Here is a 22,339-nt window from a genome sequence, read left to right on the forward strand (position 1 = left end):
GTTAGCCTCCTATTAGGAGGAACTTAGTTAACAGTACCTCTGCAATAAGAAGGCTTAACATCAGAAATATTCTCTTTTCTCTTGATTGATTAGATATGGCGAGGAAACTTTGCCATCTCTCGACCACTTTTTATCCCCTTAAAAGGGGAGACTTTAAAGCACAATTTTTCGGTAAACTCCATCGATAGATTAATATCTAAATAGAAAAATCTTCTAATTGATGAAGCTATCTTGAAAAAATTATGCAAGGGACTAAACCAGTAACATTTTCACCAGTTTCTCACAGCAACCCTACCCAATTAAAACCTCGAATATTTTCCAAAAGAATCAAGTCTACCTATCTAGGAATAACAATTGAAACTACAGTCAAATTATTTACTAACATTGTAATTTCTGTTTGTGTAACATCAGCTTTCTTGAAATTGTGGCCTCATTACCAATCTATTCAAGAAAAGCTACAAGTCATTGAATCTGAAATTGAAGCCACAACAGAAAGACTTGATCGAGAGAAAGCAGACTTTAGTCGTTATTTCGATCCTAGTCAAGCCAAAAGTATTATGCAAGAGCAAAGCAACCTAGTAGACCGTCATCAAATACCGATAATTTGGCTAGAAGATAATGTTGACACTCCCGGGTCTAAAGACGCAGGGATTATTAAGTAGCCCAAAATCGAACTCTTAAAGGCGTTGTCAAGGCGCCTCTACTTGTCAAGGCCAAGCCTTCCAGATACTTTTCTGAGAATGTTTGTCGCACCGTTAGCATCAGCTTTTCACAATAATCTGCTGTCTCGTAGAGCAGCGTCGGGAGGAGCTCAATGCTCAAATTTAAGTAAAAGTCTATTATCACAAAAAGGTCAATCTATCAACTTGTCGAAAAATAAAGAGAGAAAAATTAGTTATTTATCCAAAAGCAAATTAAGGGCGATCGCCTCCCCAAACAACGATATTATAGTTATTTGCAGCTCTAAAATTCGATTAAGTTATAAGTTACCCACGGATTATATCACTACTTATAATATTATAAAATTGAGCAAAAGAGCTAAAAAGATTGAAATTTCGTGAGTTGATAGAAAAAATTTTTATCCTTATTTGTCAGAGATTAATGACAAAGTTTAAAATTTTCAAACTAAAAACTAAAACATATAACTAAAACTTAAAACCTACATGATTTGAGATTTTAAGTTATGGGAGCTATAGATAAAGCATTATAATCAAGTTTATATTTGCCCACCAAACAAATTTAGGATAAATGGGAATTAATTGGTTGAGTTTCTCAGGTCAACCTAACTCCTATTTAATTAGGGCTTGCTGATTAAATATAAAAGCATTGATATATAAAGACAAGTGCCTTTTTGGGGTCGAATTACAGTGCCCCTGTTTCAGTCTAAAACGCTCAAAAAGGAGCGTATTTTAGGCGTATAGTTGGGCAGAACAATCTTGGGACAATTCTTACTCCTACCTCCTCGTTCATTCCCCGTTCCTCCTGTCTCCTGTCTTCCCCTCCTGGGAGGGGTTAGGGATGGGTTTTCTTCTGTCTCCTACCCTTACAAAAAGACTTATTTAGCAAACCCTAATTAATTTAACTCATCAGCGATCGCCCGAAATAAAGCAACAGTTTCTACATCATCAATTGTTCTCAAAATACTATTACTAGAACCAGTTTTGACGCCAACAAAATTACTTTCTGGATTAATATAAATGTATTGTCCCCAAGCACCAGTCGCACAATAATCACCATTTGAACCTTCAGGAATCCACCAATGATATTGATAACCCCACTTAAAATAAAGCTCATCTGTTGCTCCTGGTTGTAAGTGAGGACTATCGGGTATTATTGACTCTTTTACCCAACTTTTAGGAATAATTTGTTGACCGTTAAAATATCCATTATGTAAATAAACTAAAGCAAATTTTGCATAATCTCTCAAAGTACAATTCATCCCACAAAAAGTTACTTCAGTTCCATAATTATCAGTCAACCAATAAGCATCTGATTCTGCTCCCATTGGTTGCCATAATTTCTTTTCTAAATAACTGACAATATCTTGCCCAGTGACTCGTCTCAACAATAAACCTAATATCTGAGTATTCAAACTTACATATTCAAAGTAATTACCTGATGGTTCTTTGGCAGGATAATTTAAAATTACCTTCTCCATCGGCCGCATATACAAAAATAATTTATATAAAAGTTGATTAATATCAGAATTATCATCTTCGTAGGCTTCACTAAAATTTATTCCAGAAGACATTTGTAGAATATGCTTAATTGGTACATTGTTATATCCGGATGCTTTTAACTCTGGCATATATTTAGTAATTGAGTCATCAATACTGTGAATATAACCATCATTAATCGCAATACCTATTAAGGCAGAAATAAAACTCTTCGCTACGGACCAAGAAGTTTTTTTGTCATTTTTTGTATAACCTTGAGAATATTTTTCATAAACGATGGCATCATTTTTAACTATTAAAAATCCTGTATTGCCTGTGCGTTGTAAAAATTCTTTGATTGTCCGAGTTTCACCCTGAAATTTATAGGATGTATTCAGGTCGTATAAATTTTCCTGAAAATTATAGGGTTTAGTAGAACTATGAATAATTTTACTGGGAAAAACAAGATTCATATTGCGGAAATTATTCACCCTTTTATCATCATCAAACATAGTTATTTTCGGTTCAAGATAAAAGCGCCAAATAATTAAGCTAGTCGCAATTAGAGGCAAAATAAAAATTAGAATAAAGTTGATAATGCTCATAGTTATTACCTGAAATATAGCGTTTCTCAAGTTACCAAGGTACAGTTGTTTTTCTTTTTTACTGAATAATTAAGGTTTTAAGCCTCTCACTCGCCGTGGAGAAACAAGCGGTCGTAGCGGAGCTTCCCGAAGGGTGGGATGGCGCAATTCGGAGCGGCTCTGTCAAGAGCGGGTCTCCTCGCCATATCCAATCGACCAAGAGAGAAAAAATTTTCCCTACCGCGTCAATCCTCTTCTTTTCAAGGATAAGTAATTAGGGCTTGCTGATTAAATCTAAAAGCATTGACATATAAAGACAAGTGCCTTTTTGGGGCCTTTAAAAAGTGCCTGGTTTTCAGCTCTTCATGCTTATGCATGGAGCGTATTTTAGGCGCATAGTTGGGCAGAAAAATCATTCTTACAATTCTTACCGAAAAATTGTGGTTTAAAGCCTCCCCTTTTAAGGGGATAATAAGCGGTCGAGGGATGGCGAGGTCTCCTCGCCATATCCAATCGACCAAGAGAAGAAAAATTTTCATCTCTTTGTCAATCCTCTTCTTTTCAAGGAGAGGTAATTGTTAATTGTTAATTATTCATTATTCATTATTCATTATTCATTATTCATTATTCATTATTCATTATTCATTATTCATTGTTGAATTTTACCTCCTCGCTCATTCCCATTTCTCCTGTATCCTGTATCCTGTCTCCTACCCCAGGAAAAAGACTTTCCATACGCAAACCCTAATTATTAATTATTAATTATTAATTATTAATTATTGAATACTCCCTACTCCCTAAAACAAAAGAATTTTGTACCTCACGCTTCTTGGGAATTGTTATATAGATAGAGATATTTCTGAAGCAAGGTTCAGCAAACGTTATTCATGTTATCATCAGTGGATAAAATTGACTAGAGGTTAACAAATGCTGGATGATTTAGTACCATTTCTTATCGGTATAAGTATTTTGATTCTTTATCTAGTATTCTCAGCTATGACTGAAATGGGAACAAAATTGTTTGATAGGAAAAAAATGATTAATACTGTTATTTCTTTCCTGAAAAAATAGTTGTTTTCTATAACTTGAATTGGCAGAAATACCAAAAAATTCTTGAAGCTCTGAAAATCGCACAGCCAGAATTATATATGACCAAGGAATATTGGAAATTACTATGCCTCTGGAAGAACATGAATTTGCTAGAGAAATCATTGGTTTATTTATCAGAGTTTTAGTTTTTGAAATGGGGTTTAAAAATCAAAACTTTGGGTTCGATGACTTTGAATTATCCAGAATTGGATAGAGGTGCAGAACCAGACAATTGTTATTACATTCAAAATCAATCAAAGGTAGCAGGAAAAAAAATTGATTTAACTCAAGACCCACCGCCCGATTTAGTAGTAGAAGTTGATATTACTCATACCGATATTAATAAGCTCAATCTTTATGCGAGCATGGGAATATCAGAATTTTGGCGTTATGATGGAGAGGTTTTATTAATTTATCAACTGCAAAATAAAAAATATGTTGAGGTTGAAACTAGCCCTACATTTCCTAAGATTGAAAAAGCAACATTTTATGAGTTTATCGAACAATCAAAACTAGATGAAGTAGAAGCAGAGAAAAAATTAAGGGCTGATTTGGGTTTTAGGTTGTAGATGGTAGGTAGTAGGTGTTCAACAATTAATAATTAACTAGGTGGTAGTTGGTAGGTGGTAGGTGGTAGCTGGTCAACAATTAATAATGATTAATTAAGAAAGAATTACTTCTTCTGAAAACGGGTGGGATTAGCGAACAGGGTTTTTGTGATTTATTGATTTGTTAAATAAGAGCCTTGAAACTTTAATTATTCGGTAAGTAAAAAAGATAAATTTTATCTAATTGAGGTGGTAGGTATTGAATAATTAATAATTAATAATTAATAATTAATAATGACTAATTAAGTAGGTGAGCATAAATAAACACAATATTATACCAAATACCATGCATAAATGCCATACTTAAGTTACACTTCAGTTATTAAGTAATTAACACAGGTAGAATAATCTTTTTGTTAATAGCAGCTAGTTAATGTTAATTATTCGGTAAGCAAAAAAAGATCAATTTAATCTAAAACTTGATATTTCAAGCTGAAAGATAGTTAGCATAAAAAGAGTAAAATTGATCTCAAACTATTATTGAGAATTATCGATCGACCTAAAATCTTCATAGTAGGAAATTTATTGACAATATTTTATAGCTTTCTGCGTTGTATATCTAGATAGATTATTTTTGACTCCTCATAGATTAATTAAACTGATAAAATAAAAAAAATTTTGTTGTTAAAATACAAAAGTTGAAACTGAATTGACAATCAAAATGAATAGCACTGAAAAGGCAAAAAAACACCAAAACAAAATTCAGCGAGTGGGTGTCATTGGTGGCGGTCAGTTGGCATGGATGATGGCAGATGCTGCTAAAAAATTGGGAGTAGATTTAATTATTCAAACCCCAGAAAAAGATGACCCGGCAGTATCTATAGCAAAAGATACTATTTTGGCAGAAATTGATGATGCTCGGGCAACTGCTCAGTTAGCAAATAGTTGTGATGTAATTACTTTTGAAAATGAGTTTATTAATATAGATGACTTGTCGCTTCTGAGTAAAAAAAATGTAATTTTTCGTCCTAATTTACCTGTATTAAAGCCATTATTAGATAAATATAAGCAGTTGTGTTATTTACGAGATTTAGGTTTACCTGTTCCCAAATTTTGGGAGTGGGAAACAGAAGTTGAGACAATAAATTTTCCTCTAGTATTGAAAGCACGTCGTCATGGTTATGATGGTCATGGTATTTCTGTTATTCAGAATATTAATAGTTTAAAATCTCAGAGAAATCCAAATATTTTCATTCAAGAATTTATCCCTTTTGAACGTGAAGTTGCGATTATTGCCGCTCGTTCAGTAACTGGTGAAATTAAAGTTTACCCAGTAGTAGAAACACAACAAGAAAATCAGGTTTGTCGGCGGGTTTTTGTATTTGATGAAAATTTAGAATTAGTCAAAGAAATTCAAGCGATCGCTCAAACTCTCCTAAATAGTTTAGAAGTTGTGGGAGTATTTGGTATTGAATTATTTATTACTAAAAATCAAACAGTTTTAATTAATGAAATTGCTCCAAGGACTCATAACTCTGGTCATTACACTTTGGATGCTTGTGAGACTTCTCAATTTGAACAGCATTTACGGGCAGTTTGTGGCCTTTCTCTGGGTAGTACTAATCTCAAAGCAAGGGGAGCAGTAATGGTAAATTTATTGGGTTATGAATTTGCGGTAAATGACTACTCGCTCAAACGGCAACAGTTAGCTGAAATTCCTAATTCCTCAGTCTGGTGGTATGGCAAAACAGAATCTCGTCCTGGTCGAAAGTTAGGTCATGTGACAGTATTGGTCCATGAGGAAAATTCGGCCAAGTGCCGTCAGGAAGCTGAGGCGATCGCCCAAAAAATTGAAAGTCTCTGGCAGAGTTAACTAAGTCAGAAGTTAGAAGTCAGAAGTCAGAAGTTAGAAGTTATTTTTGTAACGGGGATGCGTGAGCAACTCTCCAAAAATATTTCGCCTTAAAAGGCGGGGTTTTAGACCCATATTATTTTGATAAAAATAAGTGTCAAGGCTCAAATTTATAACTTTTAACTTTTAACTTTTGACTAAGGCGGGGTTTTAGACCCATATTATTTTGATAAAAATAAGTGTCAAGGCTCAAATTTATAACTTTTAACTTTTGACTAAGGCGGGGTTTTAGACCCATATTATTTTGATAAAAATAAGTGTCAAGGCTCAAATTTATAACTTTTAACTTTTAACTTTTGACTTTTGACTTTTGACTTTTGACTTTCCTGATAGGGGATGACATTGAAAAAATAATCGCTATAATAGTCTCTAGGTTCTACTACGACGTTGGTGACTGCCAAAAATGTTTTTTTGACCTACAAATCAAAAAACATTGGGAATCTAGATGCTAAAGTGGCAGTAAACTGGGCTTGTACCCAGAAACTTTAAACTTGGGCCGAGATACCCACCTGGTATTATCCAGGTCAAAAGCTGAGGTAAGACGGCGTTGTGGTGAACTATTTTTTTTGGGAAGGAAGAAGGAAGAAGAAAGAAGGAAGAAGGAAGAAAATTTTGACCGTAAAAGGTAGCAAGTTTTGGTTTTTGTTTATCTCAACCTAACCTACAGAATCTACAAAATCAATTTTTCTGCTCCTGATAAAGTGACTTGAATATTTGTTGTCGTTTTTTATGGTCAACAATAGGTGCGGGATAATCTACAACTTCTAGCTCATCCGCCGGAATTTTACCAGTAACTAAATATTCCGTATCTACATTACGCAATTCTGGGACCCACTCCCGAATATATTCTGCTTCAGGGTCATATTTTTGTGTTTGAGATGCAGGATTAAATATTCTCAACGGTTTTGGGTCCATTCCACTCGACGCACTCCACTGCCAACCCCCATTATTTGCAGAAAGGTCTCCATCTATCAACTTCTGCATAAAATATTTCTCCCCCCACTGCCAGTTAATAATTAAATCTTTTGTGAGAAAACTAGCGACTATCATTCGGCAACGGTTGTGCATCCAACCTGTTTCATTTAACTGACGCATAGCAGCATCAACAATAGGATAACCAGTTTTACCTTCACACCAGGCCAAAAAATATGCTTCATTATTCTCCCAGGGAAAATTTTTCCAATGTGGGCGATAAGGACCAGTTTCTAGTTCGGGATAATGATACATAACATATTGATAAAATTCCCGCCATGCTATTTCTTTTTGCCAAGTTTCGATATTTTCAAATGCCTCATCACTAGAACAATTTTCTATTAATTCTTGAGTTTTTGCCCAAACTGTCCGAATACCAATAGTACCAAATTTTAGGGCAGGACTGAGTTGGGATGTACCATCAATACTAGGGAAATTTCGTTGTTGTTGGTATGAGTATATTGCCCCTTGGCAAAATGTTTCTAATTTTTCTAATGCTATAGTTTCTCCGGGTTCAAGAATGAGTGGGTTTTCCCAATTAAATCCTAATTCTTTCGCAGTGGGTAAGTCAATAGTTGCTATTTTTTTGGTTTGTTGAAGTTGTTCTTCAGTTAACCCTTTGAGTAGGGGAGTATTGACTGGGTTAGATTTTTTTTTGTCGCTCCAAGTTCTCCAGAATGGGGTATAGACACTATAGGGTTTATTAGTAGAAGTAAATATTTCTTCTGGGCAATGGAGGAGTTGGTCCCAAAATGTTTTTACTTGAATATTTGCTGTTTCTAAATTTTCAGTAACTTGGCGGTCACGTTCTTTACTATAAGGTTCAACATCTCGATTCCAATATACTGCTTTTGCCTCCAGAAAAGTTGCTAATTTTGGTATAGCTTCGACAGGTTTTCCTGAGAGTATTAATAGTTGACTTCCTATTTCTTGGTAGCGTTTTTGTAGATGTTGTAAACAACCAATCATATAGGTTATTCTTGCGGGGGCAATATTGTCTTGTTTGAGAATATTTTGGTCAAGGCAAAATATACCTACTACTTTTTGATTTTGTTGAGATGCTTGTGTTAGTCCGATATTATCTGAAACGCGTAGATCGCGTCGATGCCAAAAGAGAATTAAGTTAGACATTTTATTGAGCAGGGGAGTGGGGAGTAGGGAGTAGGGGAGTAGGGGAGTGGGGGAGTGGGGGAGTAGGGGAGTGGGGGAGTAGTAAAAAGTAAGAATAGTTAACATTAACTAGGCTATTATTAGCAAAAAGGTGATTCTAGCTGTTTTGATTAATTAATAACTGAAGTCTTACCCAAGTATAGCGTTACTTTTAGGAATTGGTATAACACCTCCCAGGAGGGAAAGTCAGGAGGACTGAGTCAGAATAAATGGCTTCGATATCCTTTTTTAGGTCGGAATTTATATTTTTCGTCAAAGGAATATTTCCTGCACTTGTCTTTTAATAACCCAAATTATTCGTAACATTCTTTTTTAAAAATGGTATTATTGGGTAATATAGCAGTAAAAGCAAAGCTTAGGAAATATCAAAAACTTAACATTCAGACAACGCAAGCTTTTTCCTTCTGTTGTAGATAACTCATCGCCTAGATATAGTCATTTAACTTTAGATTGAGACAAAGCTTTCTTGCTATGAAGTAATTTCAGACGAAAAAACGTCTCATTTTTAAATTAAACTACTATAACTAAACGTCTTCTTCCTTCTTCCTTCTTCCTTCTTCCTTCTTCCTTCTTACTTCTCCCTTCTTCCTTCTTCCTTCTTCCTTCTTACTTCTTACTTCTTACTTCTTACTTCCTGATAAAAATGGTTTTGCCAAGAATAAACTACAGATTGACTTAGCATCAACAATTTCTCCATCAAAAATAGCCTTTTCTAATTCTTGAGGAGTCATTAAAACTGTTTCTATATCTTCATCAATATCTTGCGCTGGTGGACTTTCCAACCTTTCTAAATCTTCTGCTAAAAAAGCATAAATAAATTCATCCGAATATCCAGGAGCTAGGGGAAATTCTCCTAACTTTTGCCATTTATGAGCGCGATAACCTGTTTCTTCTTCTATTTCTCGTTTGATAGTATCAGCAGGATTTTCATTTTCTTCTATTGTACCTGCTGGAAATTCTAAAATTCTACCTTGAATTGCAAATCGATATTGTTTTACTAAGACTAATTTTCCATCTGAAGTAACAGGAATACATAAAGCTCCTCCAGGATGACGAATACATTCCCAGTCTCCTTCAACTCCATTAGGTAGACGCAGATGATTAACGTCAAAGTTAAATTTTCTACCTTGATATTGCAGACGTTGTTTAATAATTTTGGGCGGTTCTTGATTGTGCATAAAATATCATCAAAAATAAGTTTTAACTATCATATCATCGTAAGCTATCAGCCGTCAGCTATCAGCCATCAGCTATTACTTTTAGTTTGATATAAAAGACTAATTGAATCAGAATTTATACTTACGCCTAAAAGCTGGCTGAAACAGTCTATATTCATTAAAACCCCCTTATGAGAGCTGACAACTAATAGCTCAATGTTTACGGTTAAATAATTAAAGATGATAATCCATCAATAATTATTATCAAAATTTATACAGATAAAACTATTTATGTTTTGCTTCTGCTAATATAGATTTATTTTGGTAATATTTCAGATAAATTCTCAAATTTAACAATTAATAATTAATACTAATTTGATGTGAGGCTGCAAAGAACAATGAAATTTATTAACTTGTCTATCTTAATATACAGTCAACTTTGATTAAAATATTATTCTATGCAACTTCTTATGCATTTGGTATAACAATTAATAATTACTTCTCCTGAAAAAGGATAGGATTGGCGAAGCGGTGAATTTTTATTAATTTTTTGGGCATAGTAGCTCTTAGTTTGAGTGGCAGTTGATTTTTGTATAAAAATTATAGGATTCAACAAAAATAAAAGATTACTAACCTCTCAAATAATACTTTTGAATTTGAAGCATTAAAAATTGATAGTATGAGTTCATTAATGGATAATGGATAATGGATAATTACCTCTCCCTTTTAAGGCTATGCTTTATAAACATCTTTCTCAACATAAAACTTAACAAAAGAGAGAATTTATGTATAAGTCGCTTGAGAGGCTTTTTCCTCAGAAAAGTGTATTGAATTAGACGTTTTTTTGAATATTCTTAACTACCCACACTCCCCACACCTCTCCATCCTCCCCACCCTCCCATCAAGATTTCAGGAGTTCCTGATAAGGGATAGCTTTTAAGGAGAGGATTGACTAAAAGGAAAAAATAAATTTTTTCTCCTTGAAAGTGGAGGCTAACAAAACTGAATTATTTAATTATTAATTCTTCGGTAAGGAAACTGAAAAGCAACGTTTAAAAGTATTTTTCATCAAAAAATATTTAGAATATTTTTAGTGTAAGCATTTCCTTTAGTAGTAGGTTAAATTGAAAATAAGGTTGTAGGTGTTAGGTATTAGGTATTAAGTAAAAACGGTTAAACTGGCTAAAACTTAACATCTGAAACCTTCATAGTGTAGTAACAATAAAAATTATGAGAGAGTTACCTAGCAAGCAGACAAATCTAGTTAATAAGATAATCTGGGGCACAATTGGTGGTACTGTTTGGGGTGTTTTATTTTGTGCTACTTTGGCTGGTTTATCTATAGGAATTAATCAAAATTTAGTCACTATGGTCAGTGCATTATCAATGGGTATCTTGTGGTGTACTATTATTAGCTTAATTTGGAAATCATTAATGGGAAGACAGGATGAATCTAGCCAAAATTATATAATATTTGGAATTGTTGGTGGCTTTTTCCTGGGCGGTGCTATAGGAGGATTAATGTTAGCAATATTAAATCGGGATGCTAATTTTGGTAGAGCATATATATCAGGAGCATTTCTGGGAGCAACTTTTGGTTTTGTTTGGAGTTTATTTAAACCTCCTATGTTTTTGGGAGGTGCGAGAATTTGGGGTAAGTCGGGCGCAATTTTAGGTGCAATTTGGGGTTCTTTTTTTGGCACGATTTTAGGTATAGTTGCGACAGTTTCCTTACTTTTTTGGAGTCAAACAAATATTGATATTAATTCTAGTAATTTGCCTCAACTATTAATAGCTACAGTAATTTTTGGTGGTGGTAATGGTGCTATTGGTGGAGCAATATCTGGAATTATATTAGGTGGATTAATTATGGCTCCTCCTTTACCTTTAGCATTAGAATTAATTGGGATAAGAGGTGCAATTGTTGGAGCAATTTGGGGTTGTTTTTTGACGGCGATCGCTTGGGGAATTATTGGAGCTATTTTGTCTACAACTATGGGAGATGATTTCTTTTTAAGTTTAGGAATTATTCGTCAAGTTACTTTATTTAGAGGAGTAATTGTTGGTGCAGGTATTGGGTCAATTTGGGGCATAATTTCTGGGGCAGTATGGGGTGCTTTTGGTAGATGGTAATTAATTAATAATTAATAATTAATAATTAATAATTAATTATTAGGATTTGCTGAAAAAGTATTATGGGTGAGGGTAGGAGTCAGGAGTCAGGAGTCAGGATAAATGAAAATTATAGAGGAGATAGTAGGAAGAATCGTCCCTTGATTTTTTTGCCCAACTCTTGATCAAAATCCGCTCATTTTTGAACCATTACCACCTAAAACCTCGCACTTTTATCAAATTGGTATAAGAAGGTTTGCCGGATTTTTTACTGTTAGTAAAGAACCAACTCTTGTTTGAAATCTCATTTGAAAACTCTATAGAATAAGTTATCTCTTAAATATTTGCTACTGCAACATTTAAGATTAAAAAGTACAGTAGTATGTTTTATAGCAACTGCTATTACTACTCTTGAATTATAGAATATCTAAAACAACAAAATATGGGTGCATCTCAATTTTGAATAAAGCGAAAAATTTATAGCTTTTAGGCAACAGGCAACAGGCAACAGGCAACAGGGATTATATAGAAAAAAGGTATTTTTGCAAATATGCAAATATGAGATGCACCCCAAAATATTAATAATCAACCTTCCTTCTTCTTTACTTCCTTCTTCCCTCTTCCTTCTTCCCTCTTCCTTCTTCATTAATTTCTAAACTTAGGATTAACAAACTCATTCAATCCTTCCCCTAATAAAGATAAACCAATTACCATTAAAGTTAAAGCACAACCGGGGAAAAAAGCAGTCCACCAAATACCTGTGGGTAAAGCATCTAAAGCTAACCTTAAATCATTTCCCCATTCAGCAGTTTCAGGAGGTAATCCTAATCCTAAAAATCCCAATCCTCCTAATACTAAAACTGCATCCGCAGCATTAAGAGTAAACAACACAGGCACACTCTGAATAACATTAAGAAATAAATAACGAGTTAATACTCTCCAAGTATTAGCACCCATCGCTTTTGCTGCTTCAATAAAAAGTTCATTTTTTACACTAACTGTATGGTTACGAACTACTCGATAATATTGTGGAATATAAGCAATACTCAGAGCGATCGCTGCATTTAATATTCCTTTTCCCACGACAAAAGCTAGAGTTATTGAAAGTAATAATCCTGGTAAAGTATAAACAGTATCCATGAAAAATATTAAAACCTTATCAATTCTACCGCCAAGATAACCGCTTACCATTCCTAGAGGTACACCAATAATTAAACTTAATGCTGTGGCTAAAATTACAACTTGCCAAGCAACTTGTACGCCGAATAATGTTCGGGAAAAGACATCATAACCTTGACGATTTGTACCAAACAAATGTTCAAAAGATGGTGATTGATGAATGGGGTTACTGAGAAATTCTTGGGGGTCTTGGAGCAAGTCTAAATTTTCTAAAAGTGGAGATAAAATAGCAATTAATATAAATAAAACTGTAATGATTAAGCCAACCCACATCATCTGCATTGAAATAGTTGGTTTACTAGACAGATTAAACATTTTAGTTGCTGAAAATCTACTTGCCATAATTCTATAATTTCTCTGGTTTCAGAAATAGCATTTTAACATATACAGAGCTGACGTTTGAGATATGAACAGAGAATAAAGGAAGGTCATTTAAGTTATCAATTATTAGTACCTCCTGTATCAGTACCTCCTGCAATAAATTATTCATTATTAATTATTCATTATTTCTCCGGACTTTTGTCCTACAAGGAGAAAGAGAAAAGAAAAAGATATTTTTAGTCAATTTTCTTCTTTTCAAGGAAATGTCATTATTAATTATTCATTATTAATTATTCATTATTTCTCCGGACTTTTGTCCTACAAGGATAAAGAGAAAAGAAAAAAGATATTTTTAGTCAATTTTCTTCTTTTCAAGGAAATGTCATTATTAATTATTCATTATTAATTATTCATTATTTCTCCGGACTTTTGTCCTACAAGGATAAAGAGAAAAGAAAAAGATATTTTTAGTCAATTTTCTTCTTTTCAAGGAAATGTCATTATTAATTATTCATTATTAATTATTCATTATTTCTCCGGACTTTTGTCCTACAAGGATAAAGAGAAAAGAAAAAAGATATTTTTAGTCAATTTTCTTCTTTTCAAGGAAATGTCATTATTAATTATTCATTATTAATTATTCATTATTTCTCCGGACTTTTGCCCTACAAGGAGAAAGAGAAAAGAAAAAAGATATTTTTAGTCAATTTTCTTCTTTTCAAGGAAATGTCATTATTAATTATTCATTATTAATTATTCATTATTTCTCCGGACTTTTGCCCTACAAGGAGAAAGAGAAAAGAAAAAGATATTTTTAGTCAATTTTCTTCTTTTCAAGGAAAGGTCATTATTAATTATTCATTATTAATTATTCATTATTTCTCCGGACTTTTGCCCTACAAGGAGAAAGAGAAAAGAAAAAGATATTTTTAGTCAATTTTCTTCTTTTCAAGGAAAGGTCATTATTAATTATTCATTATTCATTATTAATTATTCATTATTTCTCCAGATCCAACCATTAATAGTAAAGCGACTATCTGCAAAAGTTTTAGAAGGACAATTTACTGGTAAAACTTCATGCCAGTAACGACTAGGAAAGAAAATAATAGTATTATTTATAGGTGCAATTTTTTGAATGAATTTGCCTGAGTATAATAATTATTATCTATTTTTCCATCATATAGCACTAATTCTCCACCAGAAAATTTTTGAGGTTGTTGGTAAAAATAATAAACGTAAGTAATTTCTCTTTTAGCAACTTCAGGCATTCCATTATCATTATGAGCTTGATAATAATGACCATGATTATGAGCTGTTACTTGCCCTTCTATTTTAGCTATGGGAAATATTTGATGACTAAGCTTAGATAAGACTTGAGGTAAAACTAATTTAATTCGATTACTAATTCTAGCTTTGGAAATAGGTGCTAAATGTAAGACTCTTGATTTGCGAAATTCAGGGTCATTTCTGCTAGTAGTACTTTTTTCAAAATATGCTTCTAGTTTAATTACAGATGCTAGAATTTTTTGATTTTCTACTTCTGTTAAAAAATTCTCAATTTTTACACATTTTGATTTAACTAGATTTTGATTATATTTGTCACTGAGCATAATTAGTCCTACCAATTTATAGATATGTTCTGAGGTAAGCATTCAGCTATCAGCTATCAGCTATCAGCTATTAGTTATTAAGTCATTATCTTGGAAGAAGGAATTAGTATTCAAGGAGAATGAAAAGTTAGCAATGAAATAGTCCTTTCAGCTAACCTTGGTCATTGTTTGATTTTTTATTTCATGCATCTGATAGCTGAATGCTTACCACAATATTTTTTTCTTCTATGATAGATAACTAATCACCTTCTTCCTTCTTCCTTCTTGTAAGCATTCAGCGGTCAGCTCTCAGATATCAGCTATGAGTTATTAAGTCATTATCTTGGAAGAAGGAATTAGTATTCAAGGAGAATGAAAAGTTATCAATGAAATAGTCCTTTCAGATAACCTTAGTCATTGTTTGATTTTTTATTTCATGCATCTGATAGCTGAATGCTTACCACAATATTTTTTTTCTTCTATGATAGATAATTAATCGCCTTCTTCCTTCTTCCTTCTTCCTCCTTCCTTGATTAATTGAAATTTAGAATATTTTACGATTTAAAGACCCAATATCAAAGAAATTTTAAGGCAGCTAATAGATTATTTATTGGTGAATTATATAGTAGTCGAAGCAAAAGGCGCGGACATATCAAAAGCTGAAAACTCAGACAACACAATATGTAAGTATTCAGCGTCAGCTATCAGCTATCAGCTATGAGTTATTAAGTCATTATCTTGGAAGAAGGAATTAGTATTCAAGGAGTGAAATATGTTTGCGCAGCATTCCGCAGGAAATGAAATAATCCTTTCAGCTAACCTTAGTCATTGTTTGATTTTTTATTTCATGCATCTGATAGCTGACTGCTAATAGCTGTTTGCGCAGCATTCCGCAGGAAATGCTTACTTTTTGTTTGCCCGAAATATGCTGTAATTATTAATTATTCATTATTTCTCCGTATCCAACCATTAATAGTAAATCGACTATCTGAAAAAGCTTTAGAAGGGCAACTTACTGATAAAACTTCGTGCATATAACGACTTAGAAAAAATATAATACTATTATTTTTAGGTTCTATAGTTTTAAATGTGTCAGCTTTGACATAATATTTTCCTTTAATTTGACTATCGTAAATTATTAAATTACCACCTGTAAATGCTTTTGGTTCTTGATAAAAATAATAAACATAAGTAAAAACTCTAGTAGCAGTATCCGGAGAACCATTATCATTGTGAATTTTATAGAAATTATTATCATTATGAGCTGTTAACTGACTTTCAATTTCGGCAATTGAAAATTCTGGAATATTTAACTTTTTCAACGCATCAGGTAAAACTTCTTTAACTCTGTTAACTATTAATTCTCGGAATTTTGGGAACGAGTGCAATACTAGAGAGCGACGATAATTTTCCGCTTTAGTTGATGTTGTAGTTGGTACAAAATCAGATTGTCTTTGCAAAACATAATTAAATAGTTGTTGATTTTCTGATGGGGTGAGAAAATTTTCTATCAGTAAATAACGAGATTCTAAATTGTCTATTTTCGGTGGTGGAGGAAGAGTAGAAGTTTTAATATTAGATTGAGTATCTTGTGACTGTAAATGCTGCAAATATATTGGTGGTTCCGTCACCATTCCAACTAAATTTTCGCTAGGAAAACATAAAGCAGAATGACCTTCTCCTATAGGAATTTGAAATAGAGTAGAATTTTCTGTTTTTTGATGTTTAGATAATAGTGTTTTGGCTAAAAGTTGGAGTAATGGTGCATCAGATTTGAGATAAATAGTATATTGATGTCCTCCAGTTAATAAGAGGTTAATTTTTACTTCTTGAGGTAAATTTTGTGGTGGAGTAAATGTCATAATTTTGGCGTTGCTAAGTGGTAATGATTTTTAGATTAAGTATCAAGGCAAAACATAAGTTTTTCAATTTTACCTTCAGTTACTTACCATTACATTTCAGCAACGCCTGAAAAATAGCTATCATCTAGGAGTGAAAAAGAACGAGCAGACCAAAATAATTTCTATGCATAGCGAAACTGTAATAAAAGTCGGTGTTGTTTAGTAGGAGGTTTCACACGATGGAAACAAGATGGATCTTGGAAAAATCCAACTCCTTTGTCTCGCAAAATTGATATTGTTTGAGTTCTGTCATAGTAAGTATAAAGATCCTCTACTTGATGTCGTCCCGATCTCAATAACATCTGTATTGGTTTTTTCTGATGAGAACCCTGAATCATTTCATGAGGACCAGAATCTAGGTCTAAAACAGGAGTGATATAGAAATAAGCAGTTACAAAGTTATATCCAGCAATGTCGTAGTGAAAAGTTGTTGGAGGATAACGATCCTCAACTTCTTTCTGTTTCTAGTAGTCAGTAGTCAATAGTCAGTAGTCAGTAGAAATATAGCGCTGCGCGCAGGCAACAAATAGGCAATAGGCAACCCACCCCTAACCCCTCCCAGGAGGGGAATAAATTGCTGAGAATATAAGGCTTTTAGCTATTGGACACCTCCTGCAATTTGTAAATATGCCAGCGCACATTGCTATAGTAGATTGAGCGAATATAATCGGAAAAATTATTTCTCTATTTTTCCCCTGTCATCTGCTCAGAATCCTCACTTTTTAGCCTACAAGTACCAAAAAACTGGTACTTTTTTATCACAAATAATGGTTCAAATCTTTACCGAAAAATTGTGGTTTAAAGCCTCCACTTTTAAGGGGATAATAAGCGGTCGAGGGATGGCGAGGTCTCCTCGCCATATCCAATCGACCAAGAGAAGAAAAATTTTCATCTCTTTGTCAATCCTCTTCTTTTCAAGGAGAGGTAATTATTCATTATTCATTATTCATTGTTGAACCCATAACCTTTTTATATTTATGAGCGCAAGCCCTAAATACTCAATCATAATCGTTATTATTTTCTCCTGAATTCTGAATTCTGACTAATGATTCAAAGCATTGTCTGATAACAATTATTGTGGTGGGAAATGTGGGTTATATTTATAGTGGATAACTGCTTTACTAGCAAAAATTGCTCTAAGTCAAATTGATACTATCCTCCCACATCCAACTTTTTCTAATGTAAAAAATGACGCATTCCAGTTAGTATCATTACCAAACCTAACTCATTTGCAGCAGCAATAGAATCTTTATCTCGCATACTACCTCCAGGTTGAATAATCGCAGTTATTCCCGCTGCTGCTGCTGTTTTTACCGAATCATCAAAAGGGAAAAAAGCATCACTAGCTAATACTCCTCCAATAGCCTTTTCTCCTGCTTGCTCCAAAGCAATTTTTACTGCCCCAACTCGATTCATTTGACCAGCACCAATACCAGCAGTTGCTAAATTTTTAGTCACAACAATAGCATTAGATTTAACGTGCTTTACCACCTTCCAAGCAAACATTAATTCCTCCATTTGTTCCGGAGTCGGTTGTTTTTCAGTAACAACTTTCCAATCACTTGAACTTTCTACTGCATCATCAGCAGCTTGTACTAAAAAACCACCAGCAATTACCTTTATAGTTTCCGACGGACTCTGTTTTAAATCTGGCGAAATTAACACTCTTAATTTAGATTTTTTCTGAAAAATTTCCTCCGCTTCTGGTTCGCATCCCGGAGCAACTACACACTCTAAAAATGTCTTAGTCATAGCAGTCGCAGTAGGAGCATCAATAGACTTATTCAAAGCAACAATTCCCCCAAAAGCAGAAACCGAATCTCCAGCAAAAGCTTTTTCATAAGCCTCCAAAAGAGTTTCACTAATTGCAATTCCACAAGGATTTGTATGTTTAAGAATTGCCACAGTCGGAGCATCAGAAAATTCCGTAATAATACGTCTCGCTGCCTCTAAATCTACCAAATTGTTATAACTTAATTCTTTACCTTGAAGAATTTTACTTGCCGCCCACCCACTAGCATTAATTCCGCTTTGATACCAAGTAGCAGATTGATGAGGATTTTCTCCATAACGCAGAGATTTAATATTTTTACCAGAGAGGAAAAATGTTTCTTTTTCCTGTTCAGAAGTTGTTTCTTGCTCTTGTAAATAAGTAGCGATCGCCTGGTCGTAAGTTGCTGTATGTTTAAATCCTGCTAATGCACATTTTTGACGAAATTCTAATGATATTTCACCATTATTTTTCCGTAGTTCTTCCAAGTATGAATTATATTGATTAGGGTTACATAAAACTGTTAGATGAGCAAAATTTTTAGCTGATGCTCTTAACATTGCTGGTCCGCCAATATCAATTTTTTCAATTGCTTCTGCTAGGGTAACTCCTGGTTGAGAAATTGTTTGTTCAAACGGGTATAAATTAACTACAACTAAATCAATGGGTCGAATATTATTAGCATTTAAGTCTTCAATATCTTGCTCTAAATCTCTTCTTGCTAATATACCTCCATGAATTCGAGGATGTAAGGTTTTAACCCTACCTCCAAGAATTTCTGGAAATCCCGTATAGTCAGATACTTTTGTCACAGAAATTCCTGCTTCTTTCAGAGTTTTAGCAGTACCGCCACTACTAATTATTTCATAGTCAAATTCTGTAACTAGAGTTTTTGCTAAATCAATCAGACCTGTTTTATCTGATGTACTGAGTAATGCTAAACGTGCCATTAATTTCAAATCCTGATATAGATTAAGTGACAGTCTATATTTTAAGAATCAAAATTAAGATATTGAAACTCTGCGGATTCTTTTAATATTTTTGAGCATTCAGCGGTCAGCTATCAGCTTTCAGCTTCCTAATAATTACTTAGTATGTTACAGGATAAATTAGTATCAAGAGGTTTCATATACTCCTTAAAAATACTTTTTCAGCAAACCCTAATTAGGTCTAAAAAATTGCTTCATTTCTGAAAGCTCGAAATAAAAATACTTCAACGAAATAGAATTTTAGGATAAAGTGAAAAATTGTGATAAGGTAAAAGTAATTGTGGTTGCTCGCCCATTAAGTTGATTTTTTTGTTGAAAAAAAAATGGTTTACATTAACATTAACTCTAGCAGCTATTGGACCTCTGACCTTAACTGAGACCTTAGCACAAAGCCAGGATAAGTCATTCCCCAGAGGAAAAGTAGCTTTGCAAGTGGCTGACCAAGGGACATTTATGGATCGCTGTAGAGACTGCCAGTCAACTGTGGTTCCTATTCCTGATACTGTGACATTGCGAGATGAATATAATGTTGGTCATGCTCACTTCACAGTTGTTCCTGTCAGTGGTGGGAAAATTGCTCTTAAGGCTGACATTGGACAATATGTCGCTCGGTTTGACTACTCCCCGGAGGTCAGTCACGGGGATTCTAAGCAGATACTACGCAACAGGATAAATCCGTGTTGCTTCGTTTTTTCTTAGCTGACCAAAGATAAACTCTCTGGGGACAAGTCAAAGTGCCCCTACACAGTTGGCCTAAGTCTAAACTTAGCCTTCTGCTTACTTTTGTGATTATATTTGCAGCCCCGTTACAGTCTGCATTAATTAACCAATTATTACTACTTCTATACAAACCACGCTTTATTCTTTTTCCTGACGGTTTCCAATCATCGGGTTTTTCACCATAAATAGGCAGATAGTCACCATCTAAAAACGAAGCAATACTTGTATAACTTTCTTCGGTTTCTATCAATATTATTCCATATTCATCACACAACTGAGCTATTCTTTCTTTGAGTCTAGCTGTGGGAATTGGTACAAATTCTGAATTACTTTTATGACCTAATTTTATTTCATTTTTCTGACCTTTATTCCAACCAAATACAATTTTACCAATAGAATTTTTGTGCGCAATGATTAATGACTATTCTGGCTGCTTTATTTATACCGTCACGAATTTGGCGGTTACGCTTTTCTGTAATAGCAGCTAGTTTATTTGACCAAAATCCAGTCGGTTTATTTTCTTTAATAGTTGATACCTGTTTGTTGTACCAACGATTCATTGATTTGAGATGTTTACCATCTACAACCCGCGCTTGTACCTACATTAGATACACAGGTCAACCAATTATTTACACCATGGTCTATTCCTAATACATTTTCTTGATTTAATAGAGGTTTAACTACTATTTCTTTTTCATAGACAAATTCCAAATAAAAATATCTGTTCCTCGGTAATATCCTCAGTTCTTTAATAGAAGCAAAGTTGAGATTACTCGGCATTGGAATTAAAAAGCAATCTAGACCAAACCAGCGCTTACAGGTATTTCCTAGTGGGACTCTAATTTTATTATCTTTAAGCTTTAATGCTTGTTTGGGGTAACTAACTGTAGCCATTCCCCCTTTTTTTCTGTAGTTAGGAATCCTTGGTCTGTCTGAGATTTTACCTTCATTGTAGGCTTTCATTAGACCATAATAAGAGCGTATGGGATTCAGCTACAGTTCTCAATATTTGTTGTGCCGCTTGTGAATATAAAACTTTATAGTGATTGTTCTTTTTGTAGACCTTTTCCAAGTCAAACTTGCCGAGAGTTTTGTGAGACTTAAAAAATAATTGCCGACCATAATATATTCCCATGTTAGTAAGCTTGTGAGACTGTTCACACAAGAATGTTAAAATAGCAATTAATTCGGGATTTTTACCTACTAAAACTTGCTGACAAGAGTACATTTGAAACGGTGGTTGGATGGCTTTATAAACGGTTGTTGGATGGCTTACCCCTGAGTAATAATAACACAGGACCACTTTAGTTGTCTAGTCTAAACGACTCGGTTGTTTTCATCCCCCGGTTCAAACACGGGGGCCTTCAACGTGGCTTTTCGGTCAAATAAAATACATCGGATTAAAATCCGACTCCTCGCCTTTCATCCATCGCTTAAAAGACGATGGCTTTCATGCTCCCATGTTATTTAGGTAATGGTTGTATTGTGGATGGTGCAACTCGTGACTTTCTAGTTATTAGGAAAGACGATCCAAATAACCCTAATGTTCAGTTCACTCCAGAGTTACTGCCTAATGGCAACTACGCTCTCAAGTCTAACTCAGGTCAATATTTAGCTAGGTGTAATGGTTGTTCTCCCACTGCTGCTGCTAGGGGTGTCACGCAGGATACCGTGACAGTTCATGTTGAGAATCCAACGAGTAAACTTCATGCACAATGGAACATAATTTCTATTCCTCCTGAATATTAGAATGTAGCGAGGGATAGTATCTTTTGATTGATATATAGCAGAAGGCTTTGGTTATCGAAACATAGAAGATTTACTCTCAAAGCTATAGCAACTGCTATATTTCATTTTCAAAAGCTCAAAAAAATCCTGAAATTCAGGTTGTAAGTATTGAAAATTTCTGGTACTGTAATGTTATTGGGGGTAGCTCGGCTATACGCATGACTTTTTATTCAACACAAAATATACTTTATTTATAGTAAATAGAATAATTATCAATTAATTAGCTATCAAAAAACTTTCTTCATTTTTCAAAGCTCAAAAAAAATCCTGAAATTCAGGTTGTAAGTATTGAAAATTTCTGGTACTGTAGTGTTAGTGGGTGAAACTCGCCTATATGCATGACTTTTTATTCAACATAATAATATGTACTTTGTTAATAGT

General features: G+C 33.8%; 19 protein-coding genes and 1 other RNA gene. 7 read left to right on the forward strand and 13 right to left on the reverse strand.

The window, feature by feature from the left end:
- Nucleotides 1-242: 242 nt before the first annotated feature.
- Nucleotides 243-662, forward strand: coding sequence for a hypothetical protein (locus SAGCYANO_RS27470; protein WP_202222977.1), 420 nt, complete (start codon nucleotides 243-245; stop codon nucleotides 660-662).
- Nucleotides 663-1,573: 911 nt separating this feature from the next.
- On the opposite strand, the gene SAGCYANO_RS27475 is transcribed toward SAGCYANO_RS27470, so the two are convergent.
- Nucleotides 1,574-2,761, reverse strand: a complete 1,188-nt coding sequence (locus SAGCYANO_RS27475; RefSeq protein ID WP_202222978.1) for a serine hydrolase — start codon at nucleotides 2,759-2,761, stop codon at nucleotides 1,574-1,576.
- 1,217 nt (nucleotides 2,762-3,978) lie between these two features.
- Between SAGCYANO_RS27475 and SAGCYANO_RS27480 the strand changes: the two genes are divergently transcribed.
- From SAGCYANO_RS27480 to ssrS, 3 genes are all read left to right on the forward strand, one after another.
- Nucleotides 3,979-4,398, forward strand: coding sequence for a Uma2 family endonuclease (locus SAGCYANO_RS27480; RefSeq protein WP_237396747.1), 420 nt, complete (start codon nucleotides 3,979-3,981; stop codon nucleotides 4,396-4,398).
- Between the two features lie 700 nt (nucleotides 4,399-5,098).
- A complete protein-coding gene (locus tag SAGCYANO_RS27485) occupies nucleotides 5,099-6,250 on the forward strand; it encodes a 5-(carboxyamino)imidazole ribonucleotide synthase (protein ID WP_202222979.1) in 1,152 nt (383 codons plus the stop codon).
- A 412-nt stretch (nucleotides 6,251-6,662) separates the two neighbouring features.
- A non-coding RNA gene (gene ssrS, locus SAGCYANO_RS27490) (6S RNA) lies at nucleotides 6,663-6,849 on the forward strand.
- Between the two features lie 118 nt (nucleotides 6,850-6,967).
- Here the strand turns inward: ssrS and SAGCYANO_RS27495 are convergent.
- Nucleotides 6,968-8,392, reverse strand: coding sequence for a deoxyribodipyrimidine photo-lyase, 8-HDF type (locus SAGCYANO_RS27495; protein WP_202222980.1), 1,425 nt, complete (start codon nucleotides 8,390-8,392; stop codon nucleotides 6,968-6,970).
- A gap of 659 nt (nucleotides 8,393-9,051) precedes the next feature.
- Nucleotides 9,052-9,609, reverse strand: a complete 558-nt coding sequence (locus SAGCYANO_RS27500) for an NUDIX hydrolase (protein WP_202222981.1) — start codon at nucleotides 9,607-9,609, stop codon at nucleotides 9,052-9,054.
- A gap of 1,209 nt (nucleotides 9,610-10,818) precedes the next feature.
- On the opposite strand from SAGCYANO_RS27500, the gene SAGCYANO_RS27505 reads away from it, so the two are divergent.
- Complete coding sequence (locus SAGCYANO_RS27505; protein ID WP_202222982.1) at nucleotides 10,819-11,721, forward strand: hypothetical protein; 903 nt, start codon at nucleotides 10,819-10,821, stop codon at nucleotides 11,719-11,721.
- A 624-nt stretch (nucleotides 11,722-12,345) separates the two neighbouring features.
- On the opposite strand, the gene SAGCYANO_RS27510 is transcribed toward SAGCYANO_RS27505, so the two are convergent.
- From SAGCYANO_RS27510 to purH, 6 genes are all read right to left on the reverse strand, one after another.
- A complete protein-coding gene (locus SAGCYANO_RS27510) occupies nucleotides 12,346-13,221 on the reverse strand; it encodes an ABC transporter permease (protein WP_202222983.1) in 876 nt (291 codons plus the stop codon).
- 969 nt (nucleotides 13,222-14,190) lie between these two features.
- Complete coding sequence (locus SAGCYANO_RS50700; protein ID WP_202223049.1) at nucleotides 14,191-14,337, reverse strand: 2OG-Fe(II) oxygenase; 147 nt, start codon at nucleotides 14,335-14,337, stop codon at nucleotides 14,191-14,193.
- Nucleotides 14,316-14,852, reverse strand: a complete 537-nt coding sequence (locus SAGCYANO_RS27520; RefSeq protein WP_237396748.1) for a 2OG-Fe(II) oxygenase — start codon at nucleotides 14,850-14,852, stop codon at nucleotides 14,316-14,318. The genes SAGCYANO_RS50700 and SAGCYANO_RS27520 overlap by 22 nt, the downstream gene beginning before the upstream one ends.
- Nucleotides 14,853-15,730: 878 nt before the next feature.
- A complete protein-coding gene (locus SAGCYANO_RS27525) occupies nucleotides 15,731-16,651 on the reverse strand; it encodes a 2OG-Fe(II) oxygenase (protein WP_202222985.1) in 921 nt (306 codons plus the stop codon).
- Between the two features lie 161 nt (nucleotides 16,652-16,812).
- Nucleotides 16,813-17,028: a hypothetical protein gene (locus SAGCYANO_RS27530; RefSeq protein ID WP_237396750.1), complete on the reverse strand. Its 216-nt coding sequence runs from the start codon at nucleotides 17,026-17,028 to the stop codon at nucleotides 16,813-16,815.
- A gap of 838 nt (nucleotides 17,029-17,866) precedes the next feature.
- A complete protein-coding gene (purH, locus tag SAGCYANO_RS27535; protein WP_202222987.1) occupies nucleotides 17,867-19,411 on the reverse strand; it encodes a bifunctional phosphoribosylaminoimidazolecarboxamide formyltransferase/IMP cyclohydrolase in 1,545 nt (514 codons plus the stop codon).
- Between the two features lie 348 nt (nucleotides 19,412-19,759).
- On the opposite strand from purH, the gene SAGCYANO_RS27540 reads away from it, so the two are divergent.
- Nucleotides 19,760-20,149: a hypothetical protein gene (locus tag SAGCYANO_RS27540; protein ID WP_202222988.1), complete on the forward strand. Its 390-nt coding sequence runs from the start codon at nucleotides 19,760-19,762 to the stop codon at nucleotides 20,147-20,149.
- Here the strand turns inward: SAGCYANO_RS27540 and SAGCYANO_RS45750 are convergent.
- From SAGCYANO_RS45750 to SAGCYANO_RS45765, 4 genes are all read right to left on the reverse strand, one after another.
- The gene (locus SAGCYANO_RS45750; RefSeq protein WP_237396751.1) at nucleotides 20,097-20,420 is read right to left on the reverse strand and encodes a hypothetical protein; all 324 of its coding nucleotides are present in this window, start codon (nucleotides 20,418-20,420) and stop codon (nucleotides 20,097-20,099) included. The two genes, SAGCYANO_RS27540 and SAGCYANO_RS45750, sit on opposite strands and share 53 nt — an antisense overlap.
- Nucleotides 20,421-20,556: 136 nt before the next feature.
- Entirely contained in the window at nucleotides 20,557-20,730 is a 174-nt protein-coding gene (locus SAGCYANO_RS45755; RefSeq protein ID WP_237396752.1) for a hypothetical protein, read from the reverse strand.
- Nucleotides 20,731-20,743: 13 nt separating this feature from the next.
- The gene (locus SAGCYANO_RS45760; RefSeq protein ID WP_237396753.1) at nucleotides 20,744-21,064 is read right to left on the reverse strand and encodes a hypothetical protein; all 321 of its coding nucleotides are present in this window, start codon (nucleotides 21,062-21,064) and stop codon (nucleotides 20,744-20,746) included.
- 52 nt (nucleotides 21,065-21,116) lie between these two features.
- Nucleotides 21,117-21,398 (reverse strand): hypothetical protein, encoded by a 282-nt coding sequence (locus SAGCYANO_RS45765; protein ID WP_237396754.1) that lies wholly within the window; start codon nucleotides 21,396-21,398, stop codon nucleotides 21,117-21,119.
- Between the two features lie 224 nt (nucleotides 21,399-21,622).
- Here SAGCYANO_RS45765 and SAGCYANO_RS27550 point away from each other — a divergent pair, with 224 nt between their 5' ends.
- A complete protein-coding gene (locus tag SAGCYANO_RS27550) occupies nucleotides 21,623-21,919 on the forward strand; it encodes a hypothetical protein (RefSeq protein ID WP_237396755.1) in 297 nt (98 codons plus the stop codon).
- Nucleotides 21,920-22,339 lie beyond the last annotated feature (420 nt).

This window comes from Okeania sp. KiyG1, assembly GCF_014132355.1.
Classification (GTDB): domain Bacteria; phylum Cyanobacteriota; class Cyanobacteriia; order Cyanobacteriales; family Microcoleaceae; genus Okeania.

Bases quoted from the DNA above. Each gene is read 5' to 3' on its own strand.
- SAGCYANO_RS27550 (WP_237396755.1), top strand. From the start codon at position 21,623: ATGCTCCCATGTTATTTAGGTAATGGTTGTATTGTGGATGGTGCAACT.
- SAGCYANO_RS27485 (WP_202222979.1), top strand. From the start codon at position 5,099: ATGAATAGCACTGAAAAGGCAAAAAAACACCAAAACAAAATTCAGCGA.
- SAGCYANO_RS45765 (WP_237396754.1), bottom strand. From the start codon at position 21,398: ATGTACTCTTGTCAGCAAGTTTTAGTAGGTAAAAATCCCGAATTAATT.
- SAGCYANO_RS27500 (WP_202222981.1), bottom strand. From the start codon at position 9,609: ATGCACAATCAAGAACCGCCCAAAATTATTAAACAACGTCTGCAATAT.
- SAGCYANO_RS27475 (WP_202222978.1), bottom strand. From the start codon at position 2,761: ATGAGCATTATCAACTTTATTCTAATTTTTATTTTGCCTCTAATTGCG.
- SAGCYANO_RS27470 (WP_202222977.1), top strand. From the start codon at position 243: ATGCAAGGGACTAAACCAGTAACATTTTCACCAGTTTCTCACAGCAAC.
- SAGCYANO_RS45755 (WP_237396752.1), bottom strand. From the start codon at position 20,730: ATGAATCGTTGGTACAACAAACAGGTATCAACTATTAAAGAAAATAAA.
- SAGCYANO_RS27520 (WP_237396748.1), bottom strand. From the start codon at position 14,852: ATGCTTACCTCAGAACATATCTATAAATTGGTAGGACTAATTATGCTC.
- SAGCYANO_RS27495 (WP_202222980.1), bottom strand. From the start codon at position 8,392: ATGTCTAACTTAATTCTCTTTTGGCATCGACGCGATCTACGCGTTTCA.
- SAGCYANO_RS27530 (WP_237396750.1), bottom strand. From the start codon at position 17,028: ATGATTCAGGGTTCTCATCAGAAAAAACCAATACAGATGTTATTGAGA.
- purH (WP_202222987.1), bottom strand. From the start codon at position 19,411: ATGGCACGTTTAGCATTACTCAGTACATCAGATAAAACAGGTCTGATT.
- SAGCYANO_RS27510 (WP_202222983.1), bottom strand. From the start codon at position 13,221: ATGGCAAGTAGATTTTCAGCAACTAAAATGTTTAATCTGTCTAGTAAA.
- SAGCYANO_RS27525 (WP_202222985.1), bottom strand. From the start codon at position 16,651: ATGACATTTACTCCACCACAAAATTTACCTCAAGAAGTAAAAATTAAC.
- SAGCYANO_RS27505 (WP_202222982.1), top strand. From the start codon at position 10,819: ATGAGAGAGTTACCTAGCAAGCAGACAAATCTAGTTAATAAGATAATC.
- SAGCYANO_RS45760 (WP_237396753.1), bottom strand. From the start codon at position 21,064: ATGGCTACAGTTAGTTACCCCAAACAAGCATTAAAGCTTAAAGATAAT.